Annotated in this window: 13 protein-coding genes and 1 tRNA gene; 8 read left to right on the top strand and 6 right to left on the bottom strand. The window is 66.1% G+C overall.

Features of this window, described 5'->3' with window-relative positions; genetic code table 11:
- Positions 1-29: 29 nt before the first annotated feature.
- Entirely contained in the window at positions 30-809 is a 780-nt protein-coding gene (locus B0I00_RS00615) for a SapC family protein (RefSeq protein ID WP_100865445.1), read from the top strand.
- Positions 810-1,050: 241 nt separating this feature from the next.
- Here B0I00_RS00615 and B0I00_RS00610 read toward each other — a convergent pair whose 3' ends face one another.
- Entirely contained in the window at positions 1,051-2,004 is a 954-nt protein-coding gene (locus tag B0I00_RS00610; protein WP_100865444.1) for an N-formylglutamate amidohydrolase, read from the bottom strand.
- A gap of 148 nt (positions 2,005-2,152) precedes the next feature.
- Here B0I00_RS00610 and cpdR point away from each other — a divergent pair, with 148 nt between their 5' ends.
- Entirely contained in the window at positions 2,153-2,527 is a 375-nt protein-coding gene (gene cpdR / locus B0I00_RS00605; protein ID WP_100866407.1) for a cell cycle two-component system response regulator CpdR, read from the top strand.
- A gap of 79 nt (positions 2,528-2,606) precedes the next feature.
- Positions 2,607-2,681 (top strand) — tRNA-Val (locus B0I00_RS00600).
- Between the two features lie 60 nt (positions 2,682-2,741).
- Here B0I00_RS00600 and B0I00_RS00595 read toward each other — a convergent pair.
- Positions 2,742-3,509 (bottom strand): crotonase/enoyl-CoA hydratase family protein, encoded by a 768-nt coding sequence (locus B0I00_RS00595; protein ID WP_100865443.1) that lies wholly within the window; start codon positions 3,507-3,509, stop codon positions 2,742-2,744.
- A gap of 160 nt (positions 3,510-3,669) precedes the next feature.
- Here B0I00_RS00595 and B0I00_RS00590 point away from each other — a divergent pair, with 160 nt between their 5' ends.
- From B0I00_RS00590 to B0I00_RS16955, 4 genes are all read left to right on the top strand, one after another.
- The gene (locus tag B0I00_RS00590) at positions 3,670-4,893 is read left to right on the top strand and encodes an NADP-dependent isocitrate dehydrogenase (RefSeq protein ID WP_100865442.1); all 1,224 of its coding nucleotides are present in this window, start codon (positions 3,670-3,672) and stop codon (positions 4,891-4,893) included.
- 107 nt (positions 4,894-5,000) lie between these two features.
- A complete protein-coding gene (locus tag B0I00_RS00585; RefSeq protein ID WP_100865441.1) occupies positions 5,001-6,815 on the top strand; it encodes a cation:proton antiporter domain-containing protein in 1,815 nt (604 codons plus the stop codon).
- Between the two features lie 6 nt (positions 6,816-6,821).
- A complete protein-coding gene (locus B0I00_RS00580; protein ID WP_100865440.1) occupies positions 6,822-7,532 on the top strand; it encodes a hypothetical protein in 711 nt (236 codons plus the stop codon).
- Positions 7,533-7,614: 82 nt separating this feature from the next.
- Positions 7,615-7,785 (top strand): hypothetical protein, encoded by a 171-nt coding sequence (locus B0I00_RS16955; protein WP_157812442.1) that lies wholly within the window; start codon positions 7,615-7,617, stop codon positions 7,783-7,785.
- Between the two features lie 14 nt (positions 7,786-7,799).
- Here the strand turns inward: B0I00_RS16955 and alaS are convergent, their stop codons facing one another.
- Genes alaS through B0I00_RS00565 form a run of 3 tightly spaced genes read right to left on the bottom strand, consistent with a single transcriptional unit; the run spans position 7,800 to position 12,207 of the window.
- Positions 7,800-10,445: an alanine--tRNA ligase gene (gene alaS / locus B0I00_RS00575; RefSeq protein WP_100865439.1), complete on the bottom strand. Its 2,646-nt coding sequence runs from the start codon at positions 10,443-10,445 to the stop codon at positions 7,800-7,802.
- 47 nt (positions 10,446-10,492) lie between these two features.
- On the bottom strand, positions 10,493-11,392 hold the full coding sequence (locus tag B0I00_RS00570) for a diacylglycerol/lipid kinase family protein (protein ID WP_100865438.1): 900 nt from the start codon (positions 11,390-11,392) through the stop codon (positions 10,493-10,495).
- A complete protein-coding gene (locus tag B0I00_RS00565) occupies positions 11,392-12,207 on the bottom strand; it encodes a class I SAM-dependent methyltransferase (protein WP_100865437.1) in 816 nt (271 codons plus the stop codon). The genes B0I00_RS00570 and B0I00_RS00565 overlap by 1 nt, the downstream gene beginning before the upstream one ends.
- 155 nt (positions 12,208-12,362) lie before the next feature.
- On the opposite strand from B0I00_RS00565, the gene B0I00_RS00560 reads away from it, so the two are divergent.
- Positions 12,363-14,420 carry an elongation factor G gene (locus B0I00_RS00560; protein ID WP_100865436.1) on the top strand — a complete coding sequence of 686 codons (2,058 nt, stop codon included), beginning with the start codon at positions 12,363-12,365 and terminating at the stop codon, positions 14,418-14,420.
- 160 nt (positions 14,421-14,580) lie between these two features.
- Here B0I00_RS00560 and recA read toward each other — a convergent pair whose 3' ends face one another.
- A complete protein-coding gene (gene recA, locus B0I00_RS00555; RefSeq protein WP_100865435.1) occupies positions 14,581-15,648 on the bottom strand; it encodes a recombinase RecA in 1,068 nt (355 codons plus the stop codon).
- Between the last annotated feature and the right edge of the window lie 76 nt (positions 15,649-15,724).

The following is a 15,724-nucleotide window of genomic DNA, read 5'->3' as shown; positions in this document are numbered from 1 at the left end:
GGGATTCGACTTAGTTTGGAGAGATTTCGATGGCCAGCGCGCCGCAAGCCACCAACCTGCCGCTGTTCTACAAGGACCTGATGCCGCTCAACAGCCGCGACCACGCCACCTGGAAGAGCCGCACCACCGACAAGGCCAAGTGGCTGATCGATCAGCACGCCATACCCCTGACGGCCGAGGAATTCGTTCACGCCTCGCGCAACTACCCGATCGTCTTCTCGGTTGGCGAACCGCCTGTTCCCCTCGCGCTGATGGGCCTCAACGAAGGGGTCAACACCTTCATCGACGCTGAAGGCAAGGCGACCGATCCGGTCTATGTCCCGGCCTATGCGCGCCGTTATCCGTTCATGCTGGCCAAGCTGACCCCCGACACCGAGGAACTGTCGCTGTGCTTCGATCCGACCACCGACCTTGTCGGCGAGTTCGACGAAGGTTCGGCGCTGTTCGAAAATGGCGAACCCAGCGATGCCTGCAAGGCGACGCTCGATTTCTGCCGCAACTTCGAGGAAGCGGGCTTCCGCACCCAGTCGTTCGTCGAGGAACTGGTCAAGCACAACCTGCTGATGGACGGTGAAGTTGCGATCCAGCAGGCCGGGAACGACCAGCCGTTCGTCTATCGCGGCTTCAAGATGGTCGATCAGGAAAAGCTGCGCGAAGTGCGCGGCGACGTCCTGCGCCAGTGGAACCAGAACGGCATGCTCGCCCTCATCTTCGCGCACCTCTTCAGCCTCGAGCTGATGAGCGAGGTGTTCAGCCGCCAGGTCCAGCAGGGCAAGGGCCCCGTCCCCGTCCCGGTACCCGCAGCCTGATTCGACGCTCGCGGGAAATCCCGCGACCCTTGCAAGGGCCGCGGATTTCCGCGGAGTCATTCGTATGCATTGGCATAGGGCTTGCCAGCAAATCGGTTCAGCCCTATCTTTCGAAATGTCTTGTCGGCGCTTCCCTCATGGCCCGGCAAGGTATCTGGTGCACTTTGTGCACCTCCTCCCTGAACCTTGGCCACCTCGTGCGCTTGCACGAGGTGGTTTTTTATTGGGCTTTTGAGAACGCCTATTCCGCGGCGATTGCCCAGCGTCCGCCCTGGCCCGAGCGGCCCAGTTCGGCAACCTGGGCCGCCAGCGTGCTGACCAGGCCGCACAGCAGGTCGACCATGTCCGCCATCCCTTCCCCCGGCTCGACCAGCGCGCGGTCAAGGTAGCTGCTGCGATCGATCTCGAGCTGCAGGGCATGGACGTTGTCGTCGACTGCCGCGTGCCGTTCGAGAACATAGCCTCCGGCATAGGGACGATTGTGCCCGGCAAGGCGACGCGCCTGGGCGAAATAGCCGAAGGCCGCCGCGATAAGTGTTCCGTGGCACGAGGCCCCGAAGCGGTCGCCGATCACGAATTCGCTCGGTGGATGGGGGCCACGCAGGCCCAGCGGGGGCATCGAATGCAGGTCGATCAGCAAGGCGGCGCCCCAACGGCGCCGCAGGTCGGCCAGTTCGCGCTCCAGACAGGCGTGATAGGGCGCATGGATCCCGGCCACGCGTGCTTCGAGTTCGTGGTCCTCGTGCCGGTGTTTCCAGATTTCGCCGAGGCCGGGGATACGGCGCGGGATCAGACCCAGCCCGCTGCGCGAGCGCGGACCGGTCGCCGCCTCGCCCTGCCCGCCGCGCCAGGATGCGAACATGGAATTGTCAATATCGTCGGTCGCGCGGTTGAGGTCGATCATCGCGCGGGGCGCGCGCGCGATCAGCAGTGCGGCACCGGTTGCCCTGGCCACCGCCTGGCCGAGCAGATCGGCATAGCGGTCCTCGAGGCGCAGCGCGGCCGCGCGGGGATGCCGCATCCGGCCGGTCAGGCTGTCCGGATAGGTCCGCCCCGCGTGTGGCACGGCGATCAGGATCGGCAAGACCGAGGGTTGTGCGGACTGCAATGTGAAGGCTGGTTCGCCAGGGGCACCGGGGATGATGCCGCCCCCGTCCGGATCCGATTCGCCATCAACCTGTTTCGGGGCCGCCATGCCTGCCAAGCTGACCGCTATCGCGGCCTGTGTCAAAGCAAGTCAGTCCGAAAAGCAGACGAGATTGTTAACCGGTACGATATATAGCATTGTGCGCGTCACGGCCTATAAAGTGACGCCCAGCAACCTGTGGTGGAAACCAGTCGCAATGATCCGCATACTGCTTGCCGAAGACGAAGAAGCGATGCGCACCTACCTGGCGCGCGCGTTGCAGAACGCCGGCTACGACGTAGTGGCGGTGGATCGCGGCACGGCGGCTCTGCCGCTGCTGGAAAACGGCAGCTTCGACCTTTTGCTGTCAGACATCGTGATGCCCGAAATGGACGGCATCGAACTGGCCCAGCGCTGCGCCGAGATCAGCCCCAAGACCAAGGTCATGTTCATTACCGGTTTCGCCGCAGTGACGCTGAAGGCCAGCCGCGAAGCGCCGCAGGCCAAGGTGCTGTCGAAGCCCTTCCATCTGCGCGATCTGGTGATGGAGGTGGAACGCATTTTCAGCCATCAGGCCCACGCGACGATCTAACTCTTGCCAAGCCGGAACCGGTTCGCTAGTGGCGCTCCCCTGTCCGGGGCGACGGCCTCGGGCAGACCTTGAATGGTGCGGGCGTATAGCTCAGTGGTAGAGCACTATGTTGACATCGTAGGGGTCGCAAGTTCAATCCTTGCTACGCCCACCATTCGCTAAAAAGGCCCCGGATTTCCGGGGCCTTTTCGTTTTTCGAGCAAGTTTTCGGCGCTCAGGTGCCGGTCCAGTTCGGCTTGCGCTTTTCGGCAAAGGCGGCCGCGCCTTCGCGCGCATCGTTCGAACCGAACACCGGCCCCATCAGCTCGCTCTGCTTCGACCACATCTCCTGGTCGTTCCAGGTGTGCGAGTTGCGGATGATCGCCTTGGAAGCGACGAGCGCAAGCGGACCGTTCTCCGCGATCTTTTCCGCCAGTTCGATCGCCGCATCAAGCGACGGACCCTCGACGACCCGGTTGATGAAGCCCAGTTCATAGGCGCGCTGGGCGGTGATGAAGTCGCCGGTCAGGGCCAGTTCCATCGCGATCCGCGGCGGGATCTGGCGCGGCAGCTTGACCACGCCGCCGGCCGCGGCGACCAGGCCCCGCTTGGCCTCGGGAATGCCGAATTTCGAGGCGGAGCTGGCAACGATGAGGTCGCAGGCCATCGCCAGTTCCATGCCGCCCGCAAGGGCATAGCCATCGACCGCGGCGATGATCGGCTTCTTGGGGGTCCACTGCGACAGCCCGCCGAACCCGCGTTCCGGAATGGAGGGCGATTCGCCGCGCAGGAAGCCCTTGAGGTCCATGCCCGAGCAGAAGGTGCCGCCGGCCCCGGTCAGCACCGCGACGCGCAGGTCGCCTTCGGCTTCCAGCCGGTCCATCGCCGCAGAGATTCCTTCCGCAGCCTGCTTGGTCATGGCGTTCTTGGCTTCGGGGCGGTTGATTGTGACGATGATGACGCCGCCGCGCACCTCCGTCAGGACCTGGGGTTCATCGCTCATGGCATCCTCCGTTCACGTTTAATTGTGCGGTTAAATTGGTAAGCCGCAGACGGCGGCGCTGTCCAGCGGGAAGTTGCGAGCGCCGACCTTGCACCCGCGCGCCCCTCTGCTAAGGGGACGACGCATTTTCGTTGAAAACTCCCCGGGAAAGACCTGCGCAATGGCCAAGATCAAGGTGAAGAATCCTGTCGTCGAGATCGACGGCGACGAAATGACCCGCATCATCTGGCAGTGGATTCGCGAACGCCTGATCCTGCCCTATCTCGACATCGACCTGAAGTACTACGATCTGGGGGTCGAGAAGCGCGACGAGACCAACGACAAGATCACCGTCGATTCGGCCAACGCGATCCGCGAATACGGCGTCGGCGTGAAGTGCGCGACGATCACCCCGGACGAAGCCCGCGTCGAGGAATTCGGCCTCAAGAAGATGTGGAAGAGCCCCAACGGCACGATCCGCAACATCCTTGGCGGCGTGGTCTTCCGCGAACCGATCGTGATGCAGAACGTGCCGCGCCTGATCCCGGGCTGGACCGATCCGATCGTGGTCGGCCGCCACGCCTTCGGCGACCAGTACAAGGCGACCGATTTCCTGGTCCCCGGCCCCGGCAAGCTGCGCCTGGTGTGGGACGGCGACAACGGCCAGACCATCGACGAGGAAGTGTTCCAGTTCCCCTCGCCCGGCGTGGCGCTGGCCATGTACAACCTCGACGATTCGATCCGCGATTTCGCCCGTGCCAGCTTCAACTACGGCATCGGCCGCGAATGGCCGGTCTATCTGTCGACCAAGAACACGATCCTCAAGGCCTATGACGGCCGCTTCAAGGACCTGTTCGCCGAAGTCTTCGAAAGCGAAGGCTTCAAGCAGCAGTTCGACAAGCTGGGCATCGTCTACGAACACCGCCTGATCGACGACATGGTCGCCTCGGCGCTGAAGTGGTCGGGCAAGTTCATCTGGGCCTGCAAGAACTACGACGGCGACGTGCAGTCGGATCAGGTGGCGCAGGGCTTCGGCTCGCTCGGCCTGATGACCTCGGTGCTGATGACGCCCGATGGCAAGACGGTCGAAGCGGAAGCCGCCCACGGCACCGTCACGCGCCATTACCGCCAGCACCAGCAGGGCAAGCAGACCAGCACCAACCCGATCGCCAGCATCTTCGCCTGGACCCGCGGCTTGATCTATCGCGGCAAGTTCGACGAAACGCCGGACGTGACCCGCTTTGCCGAAACGCTGGAAAAGGTCTGCATCGACACGGTCGAGGGCGGCCAGATGACCAAGGACCTCGCGATCCTGATCGGCCCGGACCAGCCATGGCTGACCTCCGAAGGGTTTTTCGAAGCGATCGTCCAGAATCTCGAAAAGGAAATGGGCAACTGGAAGTAAGTCCGGTCCTTTCCAACGAACGTAATCGCGGCGGTCCGGGCTTCCGGGCCGCCGTTTTCGTATGCGGGGCCGTGACAAGCGCGCCCGCCATGCCATAGGTCACGGTCATGGCCGCCTCCGAAACGATCGAAGCTCATTCTCTGCTGTCCGACGCGCTGGTCATCCTCGGCGCGGCGGGGATCGTCATTCCGTTGTTCGCGCGCTTCCGCATCACCCCGGTGATCGGCTTCATCCTGGTCGGGATGCTCGTCGGGCCGTTCGGCCTCGGCACCTATGTCGGCCAGTTCCCCTGGCTCGGCTACATGACCATATCGGACACGGCGCGGCTCGAACCCTTTGCCGAGTTCGGCATCATCATGCTGCTGTTCACGGTGGGACTGGAATTGTCGTTCGGACGCCTGTGGGACATGCGCAAGCAGGTCTTCGGGCTCGGCGCGCTCGAACTGATCGGATGCGCCGCGCTGATCGGCAGCGGTCTGCTCCTGCTTGGCAATCCGCCCACCACCGCGCTGGCGCTGGGCCTGGCGCTGGCGCTGTCTTCAACTGCGCTGGTGCTGCGCATCGTCGATCCCAACCGACCCGTGGGCCGCGCCGCGCTGGCCATGCTGCTGTTCGAGGACATCGCCCTCATCCCGATCATCTTCCTCCTTGGCGCCATGGGCCAGGGGAGCGAGGCGCAGTCTACCGCCGAGCTCATGTCGGTCCTGATCCGCGGGGCCATCGTCGTTGCGGTGCTGCTGGTGGCCGGCCGCCTGCTGTTCCCGCGCCTGTTCGCCCAGGCCGCCCGCACGAAAAGCCCGGAGCTCTTCCTTGCCGCGAGCCTGCTGGTCATCATCGTCGCGTCGAGCGCCACCGGCGCGGCCGGGCTTGGCCCGATCGTCGGTGCGCTGATCGCCGGGTTGCTGATCGCCGAAACCGAATACAACGAGGAAGTCGAGACGATCACCAAGCCGTTCGAGGGCCTGGCCCTCGGTGTCTTCCTGATCACCGTTGGCATGGGCCTCGACCTCAACGCGCTGTTCGACGATCCCTGGCCGATCATCGCCGGCACCGCCGCGATCCTTCTGACCAAGGCGATCGTCACCGGCGTCCTGCTGCGCATGATGGGCGCACGGCGTGGCACTTCGGCCGAAGCGGGCATCCTGATGTCGAGCCCGTCGGAAACGACGCTGATCGTGCTTGGCGCCGCGGTGAGCGCACACCTCATCTCGCGCGAGGATGCGCAGTTCTGGCAGATGATCACCGCGCTCGGCCTGACCATCACGCCGATCCTTGCCTGGCTGGGCCGACGCCTCGCCCGCCGCGTCGATCGCGGTGCCCCGCTCGAAGTCGGGGCGACGCCCGAGGAACCCCGCGCGATCGTGATCGGATTCGACCGCGTCGGGCGCCTGATCGGCGAGATGCTCGACGCGCACGGGCGCAAGTGGGTGGCGATCGATCTCGACAACGACGCGGTCATTCGCGCCCAGGCCGACGGATTGCCGGTCGTCTTCGGCGACGCGACGCGCGAACCGATGCTCGACAAGCTGGGAGTGGAAAACGCATCGGCGGTCGTGCTGACCATGGACGAGCCGGTTCTCGCCCAGCGCCTCGTCAAGAAACTGCGCGCGCGGTTTCCCGAACTGCCGATCCTCGCGCGCGCCCGCGATGCCCGCCACGCCGCCAGCCTCTACCGCGCCGGCGCGTCGACGGCCGTGCCCCAGACCCTGGAAAGCAGCCTGCAATTGTCCGAGGCGGTCCTGGTCGACATTGGCGTCCCGATGGGCCCGGTCATTGCCAGCATCCACGAAAAGCGCGACGAGCACCGCCAGCTCATCCGCGAAGAAGGGCAATTGACCGCGCCGCCCTCGCTGCGCAGCCGGTCGCTGCGCGGGCGCGGCCCGACGGGCGACGGGAACCCGGAGCCCGAGCCGAACGTCTAGACGTTCATGATCAATCGAATTCTGCCGGCGGCCGGTCTGGCCGCCCTCTCCGCCTGTTCATCGCCCAGCGAGACCGAACAGCCTGCTGCCCCCGCTACCGAATCCTCGCCGGCAGCTCCAACCAGCGGCCCGAACGACTTCGACGGAACCGCGACCGGCACCCTTGCCCCGTCCACATCGCCCTCCGCGTCGCCGCCCCCCGATCATGTCGGCGATCCGCCGCCACCGGTGACGGCCGTCGATCCCGCGGCGCGGCGGATCGCCCTTTCCGGATGGCGCAAGTCCGAAAAACCCGAAACCTGCGCCCCGCTGGCGCTGAAGAGTGACGCCGGCGCGGGCGGCAAGGCGCGGCGCGCCAATTTCAGCGGCGGCTGGGGCGTGGCCTTCGACCAGCCTGCCTTGCGCAGCGCCTATGGCTTCGCCGGAACCGGTTTCATCCCGCAGGATGCGAATAGCGTGCAGAAGCAGCGCGCTCGGCTTGCGGCGCAATGGCCCTATTTTCGCGAAATCACGCAACTGCCCAAGCCCAGTTACGCCGGCTACGGCGTGGAAGGTGCCGAGGATTATCCGCGCGCCAATCCCGACGGAAACGGCCTCAATTCGATCGCCTATGTCCGCGTCGGCGGACAAGGCTGCGACTACAACGTGTGGAGCCGCCTTGGCCGCGCCCACCTCGAGCATCTGCTGGCGAATCTCGTCATGGTGCCAACGTCATAGGGCGGGGCGACCGCCGGACGGGGCAAGCTGCCGGAACGGAGTGGCCGGTCTGCGGGTTATTTCTCCCATAAGGAGACGATCCATGCACGATATCCCTCCCCATCAGCCGGACACGCGGCACCCGCTCGCCCAGCAGGCCGACGAGAGTCAGGGTCGGATCAAGCGGATACAGCGTGATAACGCGTCGATGCGCAACGTTCCGCGCGGCAGCGAAGTCGAGCGTCGCGAAGCCGGACGCGGTCACCGCGTCTGACAGAGCAGCCCCGGTCAGGCGGCGAGCGCCGCCTTGACCGCAGCTATGGCCTCGGCGGCCTTGGCGCCGTCGGGCCCGCCGCCTTGGGCCATGTCGGGCCGGCCGCCGCCGCCCTTGCCGCCCAGCGCCTCGACGCCGGCGCGCACCAGGTCCACCGCGCTGACCGTGCCGGTCAGATCATCAGTGACGGCTGCCGCGATGCTGGCCTTGCCTTCGTTTACGGCGACGATCGCGGCAACCCCCGAACCCAGCCGCTGCTTGGCCTGGTCGAGCAGGCCGCGCAGGTCCTTGGGGTCGAGCCCGTCAAGCACCTGGCCCGAGAACTTCACCCCGCCGACGTCTTCATCGGCCGTCTCGGCCTTCGCGCCGCTGCCGCCAAGAGCCAGAGCTTTCCTGGCTTCGGCCAGCTCGCGCTCAAGCTTGCGCCGTTCGTCGAGCAGAGCCGCGACCCGCGCCTCGACTTCGTCGGGCGTCGTCTTGAGCAGGCTTGCCGCATTCTTCAGAGCGTCCTCGCGCCCGACCAGCCACTGGCGCGCGCCTTCGCCGGTCAGCGCCTCGATCCGGCGCACGCCCGAGCTGACCGCGCTTTCGCTGACCACGCGGAAAACACCGATATCGCCCAGCGCCGTAACGTGGGTGCCGCCGCACAACTCGACCGAATAGTGCCGGTCGCTTGCGCGGCCCATCGACAGCACGCGCACTTCATCGCCGTACTTCTCGCCGAACAGCGCCATTGCGCCGGCGGCGATGGCATCGTCCGGGCTCATCAGGCGGGTTGAGACCGGCTCGTTGGCGCGGATCTCGGCGTTCACCTCGGCCTCGATCGCAGCGATATCGTCAGCAGACAAGGCGGTAGGGTGCGAAAAGTCGAAGCGCAGCCGATCGGGCGCGACGAGGCTGCCCTTCTGCGTCACGTGTTCGCCCAGCCGCCCGCGCAGCGCTGCGTGCAGCAGGTGCGTGGCCGAATGGTTGGCGCGGATCGCATCGCGCCGCTCGGCGTCGATATCGAGCTTGACCATGTCGCCGACCCTGATCGAACCGGCCTCTACAATCGCGTCGTGCGCGTGGAGGCGGCCGAGCGGCTTGGCGGTGTCGCTGACTGCCAGCTTCAGGCCGTTCGCGCCGGTGATCGTTCCGGCATCGCCCATCTGGCCGCCGCTTTCGCCATAGAACGGCGTCTGGTTGACGATGACGCTGACCGCGTCGCCTGTGGCCGCGCTGTCCACTTCCTTGCCGTCCTTGACCAGGGCGACGACCTGCGCCTCGCCGGTGGTGGCGGCGTAACCGGTGAACTCGGTCGCGCCGACGCGCTCGGCGATGTCGAACCACACCTCGCCGTCGGCTGCCTGGCCGCTACCCTTCCACGCGGCGCGCGCGGCAGCCTTCTGCTGGGCCATGGCGGCATCGTAACTCTGACGGTCGATCCCGATCCCGCGCGAACGCAGCGCGTCCTCGGTGAGGTCATAGGGGAAGCCGTAAGTGTCGTAGAGCTTGAACGCCGTCTCGCCGGGCAGCTCGCCGCCCTCGCCAAGCCCCGCCGTCGCTTCGTCGAGAAGCTTGAGGCCGTTGGCTAGCGTGCGGCGGAACTGTACCTCCTCGCGCTGCAGGGTCTCCTCGATCAGCGGCTGGGCGCGGCCGAGTTCGGGATAGGCCTGTCCCATCTCGGTGATCAGTGCCGGGACCAGGCGGTGCATCAGCGGATCCCTGGCGCCCAGCAGATGCGCGTGGCGCATCGCGCGTCGCATGATCCGGCGCAGCACGTAACCGCGCCCTTCGTTCGACGGCAGCACGCCATCGGCCAAGAGGAAACTGGTCGAACGCAGGTGATCGGCAATCACGCGGTGGCTGGCCTGGTGGTCGCCCTCGGCCTTGACGCCGGTCAGGCTTTCCGAGGCGGCAATGAGTGCCTTGAACGTGTCGGTATCGTAGTTGTCGTGGACGCCCTGCATCACCGCGGCGATGCGCTCCAGCCCCATGCCCGTGTCGATGCTGGGTTTGGGCAGTTCGCCGGTGATCTCGCCGGCGGTTTGCTCGAACTGCATGAAGACGAGATTCCAGATCTCGATGAAGCGGTCGCCGTCTTCCTCGGCAGAACCGGGAGGGCCGCCCCAGATATGGTCGCCGTGATCGTAGAAGATCTCGCTGCACGGCCCGCATGGGCCATCGTCGCCCATCGCCCAGAAGTTGTCCTTGGTAGGGATGCGGATGATGCGGCTTTCGGGCAGGCCGGCGACCTTCTGCCACAGGCCGAAAGCCTCGTCGTCGGTGTGATAGACGGTGACCAGCAACTTGTCCTTGGGCAGGCCCCAGTCGCGGGTCAGCAGGGTCCAGGCGTGCAGGATCGCCTGTTCCTTGAAGTAGTCGCCGAAGCTGAAGTTGCCCAGCATCTCGAAGAAGGTGTGGTGCCGCGCGGTGTAGCCGACGTTGTCGAGATCGTTGTGCTTGCCGCCGGCACGCACACACTTCTGGCTGCTGGTGGCGCGGGGAAAGGCGCTCGCCTCGAGCCCGGTGAAGACGTTCTTGAACGGCACCATCCCGGCGTTGACGAACATCAGCGTGGGATCGTTGTACGGCACCAGCGGGGCCGATTGCACGATCTCGTGCCCGGTCTGGCCGAAATAGTCGAGGAAGGAGCGGCGGATGTCGTTCGTCGAGGTCATAGCAGCCGCCGATTAGGGCTTTGGAGGCTGCCTAACAAGCGCGATTCTCAAGGTCGGGAAGGCGGCACCTTGATCCGCAGGGCGCCCGGACGAACCCGGAAACGGAGCGGCAGGGCCATGTCGCTCACCTCGCCGTCGTGGGCGACGCTCATCGTGCCTTCGCCGTGGACGGTCAACTCGGTCACGTCGGCGATGCCGATGAAGTCGCGCATCGGATCGGCCCGCCCGACGAGTGCCCGCAGCGCAAAGGCCAGCAGTCCTGCCTTCGACTGCTCCCTGACCGCATAGACCGCCAGCTTGCCGTCGTTCAGGCTGGCCCGGCGGCCACGGTCGACGCCGGTTATCGCGTAATGATTGTTGCCCACGAACAGCAGCGGCGTGACGATACGGTGGTGGCGGCCATCGGCTTCGATCGCGATCGTTCGCGGTCGGAGCGCCTTCAGTGCGGTCCAGGCCGCCGGAAGCGTCGCCAGCCACTTGGGCAGGCGCTGGCCTTCGCGGCTGCGGACCATCCTTGCATATAACCCGATCGAGGCGTTGTTGACGAAGGTCGTGCCGTTCACTTCGGCAAGGTCGATAACGTCGACCGCGCCATCGACCGCAATGGCAGCGGCGGCATCGAGATCGTGCGGAATTCCAAGATCGACTGACAAGTGGTTGAGCGTGCCAAGCGGCAGCACCGCCATGGATTGCCCCGTCTTTGCCAGCACCGCGGCCGCCGAACCCAGGGTTCCGTCACCGCCGCCGACCACGACGCAGGTGCAATCATGCACCTCGGCGAGGGCAGCGGCGATGTCCTCGCCGGCGACGATGCGCGGCGACGTTGCGATCCCGCAACGGGCGAAGGCAGCCGAGATCCGCGACGGAAGACTGCTGCCTTCCCTGCGCGCCCGTCCACCGCTGCCGTTCACCACGACGGCAATCGATTCGGGCGATCGCGCCGCCATCAGTGGCGCGCCGAGACGATCCAGGCTGCGGCGGTGAAGGCGACTATGTCTCCGCTGCGATGCTCTTCGAGCCAGTCGCGGAGCCAGCCCTCGGCCCGGACCCGTTCTTCGCCCGCGAGCGCGCTGAGCGCGCGAGCGGCAGGGCCGATCTGGCTGAAGAACGCCAGCGCGTCTTCCACAGGATCCTCGCCCTTGCCGGCGACATAGGCGAAGTTCACTTCCTCGAACTGCGGCTCGCGCCAGCCCGCCCCTTCGAGAATCGCGGCGACATGGGCAGGGTCGGCAAAGGCGAAGGGGCCTGGGGCCGTGGAATCGCCGGCCTGCTGCGCACCGATCAGCGCCGCCGCTTCCGACGCCCAGGGATTTTCGGAGGCCGGTCGGAAGCAGGAGAAAACGAGATGCGCGTCCGGCGCGCTGAGGCCGTGCAGGTTGGCAAAGGCCGCCACCGGATCATCGAAGAACATCACGCCGTGACGCGAGGTCACCAGGTCCGGCGCGAAATCGCCAGGATCCCAAGCCGCCGCATCTGCGAGAACGAAGCGCGCGTTGCCGGTCATCGCGCCGCGTTCTTCGGCGGCGGCGACCAGATGCTGCGACACGTCGACCCCGACGACGTCGGCGCCCGGCCGTTGTCGTGCCAGCGCGAGCGAGAGTTCGCCGGCACCGCAGCCCACGTCGAGCAGGCGGTTTCCATCGCGTTCCGCAATCCGCGAGAGCAGCCGTTCGGTCAGCCCGGCGAAGGCGCGATCGGTCAGCCGGAAATTGTCTGCCCAGCTGCGCCCGACCCGGTCCTGCCATTCCAATCCGCTTGTCATGGCGGCGGACGCTAGGCACGCACGGCGGACCGCACAAGACGCATTTTTTCGCTTGCGACTCGCTGGCGACAGGCAGAGCATCCCGCCCAGTCCTTGCGCGACCGAGTGCCGAGGAAAAGCGCCCGGCGCGCCTTCGTTTTAAGAGGAGGCGGATGATGGGCAACACCCAAAATGGTAACCCCGGCGGCAGAGCGGCAACCCGTGCGGTCGCCTTGGTCGGGCCGGCCGGCACGGGAAAGACAAGCCTGGCCGAAGCGCTGCTGTTCGCCAGCGGCGCAATAACCCGACAGGGTAGCGTCGAAGGCGGCAACAGCGTCGGCGATGCCAGCCCCGAAGCCCGCGCGCGCGGCAGTTCCACCGAAATCAACCTGTCCCGTTTCGAATACCTCGGCGATCGCTTTGCGGTGATCGACGTCCCGGGCGGAACGGGATTTGCCGCAGATGGGTTGTCGGCGCTGCTCTCGGCCGACCTTGCCGTGGTCGTGATCGACCCAGCGCCCGAACGCGCGATGTTGGCCGAACCGGTGCTGCGCCGACTCGACGAACTGGGCGTGCCGCACGCCATCTTCGTCAACAAGATCGAGCACGCCCGCGCCGGCGCGATCCGCGAACTCATCGCCGAACTTCAGCCGCTCAGCCGCGAGCCGCTCGCGCTGCGCCAGATCCCGCTGCGCGATGGCGAGGCGGTGGTCGGCTATGTCGATCTCGCGCTGGAACGGGCCTACCGCTACCGCCCCGGGAAGGAGAGCGAACGGGTCGCCATACCCGAGGACGTCGCCGCGCGCGAACAGTCCGAACGCGCCCACCTGCTCGAAACGCTGGCCGATTTCGACGACGCCCTGATGGAAGCTCTGCTGATGGACGAAGTGCCCGATCCGGCGCTGGTGCTGTCCGACCTTGCCGCCGATACGGGCGCCAACAAGGTGGTCCCGGTCCTGCTCGGATCGGCGCTTTCGGGCGGCGGCGTGCACCGCCTGCTCAAGATGCTGCGCCACGAAACCCCCGGCCCCGATGCCGCCGCGCAGCGCATCGGCGTCGAATCGGGCGGTGCGCTACACGTCTTCAAGATCGCCAATGGCGGAGCGATGGGGCGGCTCGCCCTTGGCCGCGTGCTCGGCGACGGCCTGCACGAAGGCGACGAACTGCTGGCGGGCAGCGGCGCCGAACGTACCGGATCGCTGTTCTTCGTCCAAGGCGACAAGACCGCCAAACAGGCCGAGGCGATGGCGGGCGAGATCATTGCCGTGGCCAAGGTCGATGGCGCGCGCAGCGGGATGCTGCTCGGGCGGCGGGATGCCCGCGTCGGTGAGGCGAACGGGATCGCATACCCGGCACGCAACGCGGCGCTGGCGATCCGCACCCGCGACCGCAAGGATGACGTCAAGCTGTCGACTGCGCTACACCGACTCTGCGAGGAAGACCCCGCGCTGGAGTGGACCCAGGACGACGCCGCGCATGAGACGGTGCTGCGCGGGATCAACGACGATCATCTCGGCGTCGTGATCGGGCGCCTGCAGCGGCGTTATGGAGTGGCGGTCGACACCCGTCCGCCGCGCATCGCCTATCGCGAATCGATCCGCAAGGGTGCGACCCAGCGGGGCCGCCACAAGAAGCAGTCAGGCGGCCATGGCCAGTACGGCGATTGCGTGATCGAGATCCGCCCCCTGCCCCGCGGCGAAGGCTTTCGCTTTATCGACCGGATCACTGGCGGGGTCATTCCGCGGCAATGGATCCCGGCGGTCGAGCTGGGTGTTCGCGATGCGATGGAGCGCGGACCGCTGGGCTTTCCGGTGGTCGATGTCGAGGTGACGCTGGTCGACGGTTCGTTCCATGCGGTCGACAGCTCCGAACTCGCCTTCCGCATCGCCGGGCGCCTGGCGATGAGCGAAGCACTGGCGCAGGCCGCGCCTTACCTGCTCGAACCTGTGGTCAAGGTGACGGTCGAAACGCCGACCGGCACGGGCTCGAAGGCTGGATCGGCGCTATCGGCGCGGCGTGGGCAGATCCTGGGCCTGTCGCCTCATCCCGACTGGAGCCGGTGGGAGCGGGTCGAAGCGCTGTTGCCCGAGAGCGGTCTGTACGGTCTCGACGCGGAACTGCGCTCGATGAGCCAGGGACTGGCGAGTTTCACCAGCGGGTTCGATCATCTTGCCGAACTGAGCGGGAAGCACGCCGAAGACGTGGTCAAGGCGCGCGCGACAGAAGCAGCCTGAGAGTCAATCGCGGAACGAAGAACCGGCGCGGCATCCGCAAAAGGGAGCCGCGCCGGCCTGTTTCGTGGAGGACGCCCGTTTCTGGGCTAGGGGACGAAAGCGGGCGTCCTCCGTTCAACTCCGGCCTGGCGGTTGGGGGCTGGCCGGAAGTTCTGGGCGATCAGATATCGTCGTCCGCGTCCGGACCCGTCATCATCTCGCCCGACAGACCTTCGGTCTGGCCGCGGATCGCAGCCTCCAGCCGGTCACAGATCTCGGGATGTTCCTTGAGGTAGGTCTTGGCGTTCTCGCGGCCCTGGCCGATCCGGATCGAATCGTAGGAGAACCAGGCGCCCGACTTCTCGACGATCCCGGCCTTGACGCCGAGGTCGAGGATTTCGCCGATCTTGGAAATGCCTTCGCCGTACATGATGTCGAATTCGACCTGCTTGAACGGCGGGGCCACCTTGTTCTTGACCACCTTCACGCGGGTCGTGTTGCCGACGATATCGTCGCGGTCCTTGATCTGGCCGGTCCGGCGGATGTCGAGACGGACCGACGCGTAGAACTTGAGCGCGTTGCCTCCGGTCGTGGTTTCCGGGTTGCCGTACATCACGCCGATTTTCATGCGCAGCTGGTTGATGAAGATCACCATGCAGCGCGAGCGGCTGATCGAACCCGTCAGCTTGCGCAGCGACTGGCTCATCAGGCGGGCCTGGAGGCCGACGTGGCTGTCACCCATCTCGCCTTCGATTTCGGCGCGCGGAACCAGCGCGGCGACCGAGTCCACCACCAGCACATCGATCGCGTTGGAACGGACCAGCGTGTCGGTAATCTCCAGCGCCTGTTCGCCGGTATCGGGCTGCGAGACGATCAGTTCGTCGATGTCGACGCCAAGCTTCCTGGCATAGACCGGGTCGAGCGCGTGTTCGGCATCGACGAAGGCGGCGGTGCCGCCGTTCTTCTGCGCCTCGGCGATGACGTGCAGCGCCAGCGTGGTCTTGCCCGAGCTTTCCGGACCGTAGACTTCGATCACGCGGCCGCGCGGCAAGCCGCCGATGCCCAGCGCGATATCGAGGCCGAGCGAGCCGGTGGAGATCGCCTCGACCTCCATCGCTTCCTTCGAGCCCAGCTTCATCGCCGAGCCCTTGCCGAACGCGCGATCGATCTGCGCCAGCGCCGCTTCGAGCGCCTTTTGCCGGTCCATGCTTTCCTTACCTTCCTGAATCAGCTTGAGTTGTGCAGCCATGATACGTCCCCTTGCCTAACCAGCCGACCGGAGAGGTCAACTGACGACGATGTATCGCATTTGTTCTCGTGGAACA

Origin of the sequence: Novosphingobium kunmingense, assembly GCF_002813245.1 — a bacterium.
GTDB classification, from domain to species: Bacteria; Pseudomonadota; Alphaproteobacteria; order Sphingomonadales; family Sphingomonadaceae; genus Novosphingobium; species Novosphingobium kunmingense.
Note: the sequence above shows the minus strand (reverse complement) of the source record. Positions and strands in the feature narration are given on the sequence as shown.

What these genes read in the sequence shown, in the direction of transcription:
- cpdR (WP_100866407.1), top strand. Translation starts at nt 2,153, where the DNA reads ATGATCCGCATACTGCTTGCCGAAGACGAAGAAGCGATGCGCACCTAC.
- B0I00_RS00565 (WP_100865437.1), bottom strand. Translation starts at nt 12,207, where the DNA reads ATGACAAGCGGATTGGAATGGCAGGACCGGGTCGGGCGCAGCTGGGCA.
- B0I00_RS00570 (WP_100865438.1), bottom strand. Translation starts at nt 11,392, where the DNA reads ATGGCGGCGCGATCGCCCGAATCGATTGCCGTCGTGGTGAACGGCAGC.
- B0I00_RS00585 (WP_100865441.1), top strand. Translation starts at nt 5,001, where the DNA reads ATGGCCGCCTCCGAAACGATCGAAGCTCATTCTCTGCTGTCCGACGCG.
- B0I00_RS00560 (WP_100865436.1), top strand. Translation starts at nt 12,363, where the DNA reads ATGGGCAACACCCAAAATGGTAACCCCGGCGGCAGAGCGGCAACCCGT.
- B0I00_RS00610 (WP_100865444.1), bottom strand. Translation starts at nt 2,004, where the DNA reads ATGGCGGCCCCGAAACAGGTTGATGGCGAATCGGATCCGGACGGGGGC.
- B0I00_RS00580 (WP_100865440.1), top strand. Translation starts at nt 6,822, where the DNA reads ATGATCAATCGAATTCTGCCGGCGGCCGGTCTGGCCGCCCTCTCCGCC.
- B0I00_RS16955 (WP_157812442.1), top strand. Translation starts at nt 7,615, where the DNA reads ATGCACGATATCCCTCCCCATCAGCCGGACACGCGGCACCCGCTCGCC.
- B0I00_RS00615 (WP_100865445.1), top strand. Translation starts at nt 30, where the DNA reads ATGGCCAGCGCGCCGCAAGCCACCAACCTGCCGCTGTTCTACAAGGAC.
- B0I00_RS00590 (WP_100865442.1), top strand. Translation starts at nt 3,670, where the DNA reads ATGGCCAAGATCAAGGTGAAGAATCCTGTCGTCGAGATCGACGGCGAC.
- B0I00_RS00595 (WP_100865443.1), bottom strand. Translation starts at nt 3,509, where the DNA reads ATGAGCGATGAACCCCAGGTCCTGACGGAGGTGCGCGGCGGCGTCATC.
- alaS (WP_100865439.1), bottom strand. Translation starts at nt 10,445, where the DNA reads ATGACCTCGACGAACGACATCCGCCGCTCCTTCCTCGACTATTTCGGC.
- recA (WP_100865435.1), bottom strand. Translation starts at nt 15,648, where the DNA reads ATGGCTGCACAACTCAAGCTGATTCAGGAAGGTAAGGAAAGCATGGAC.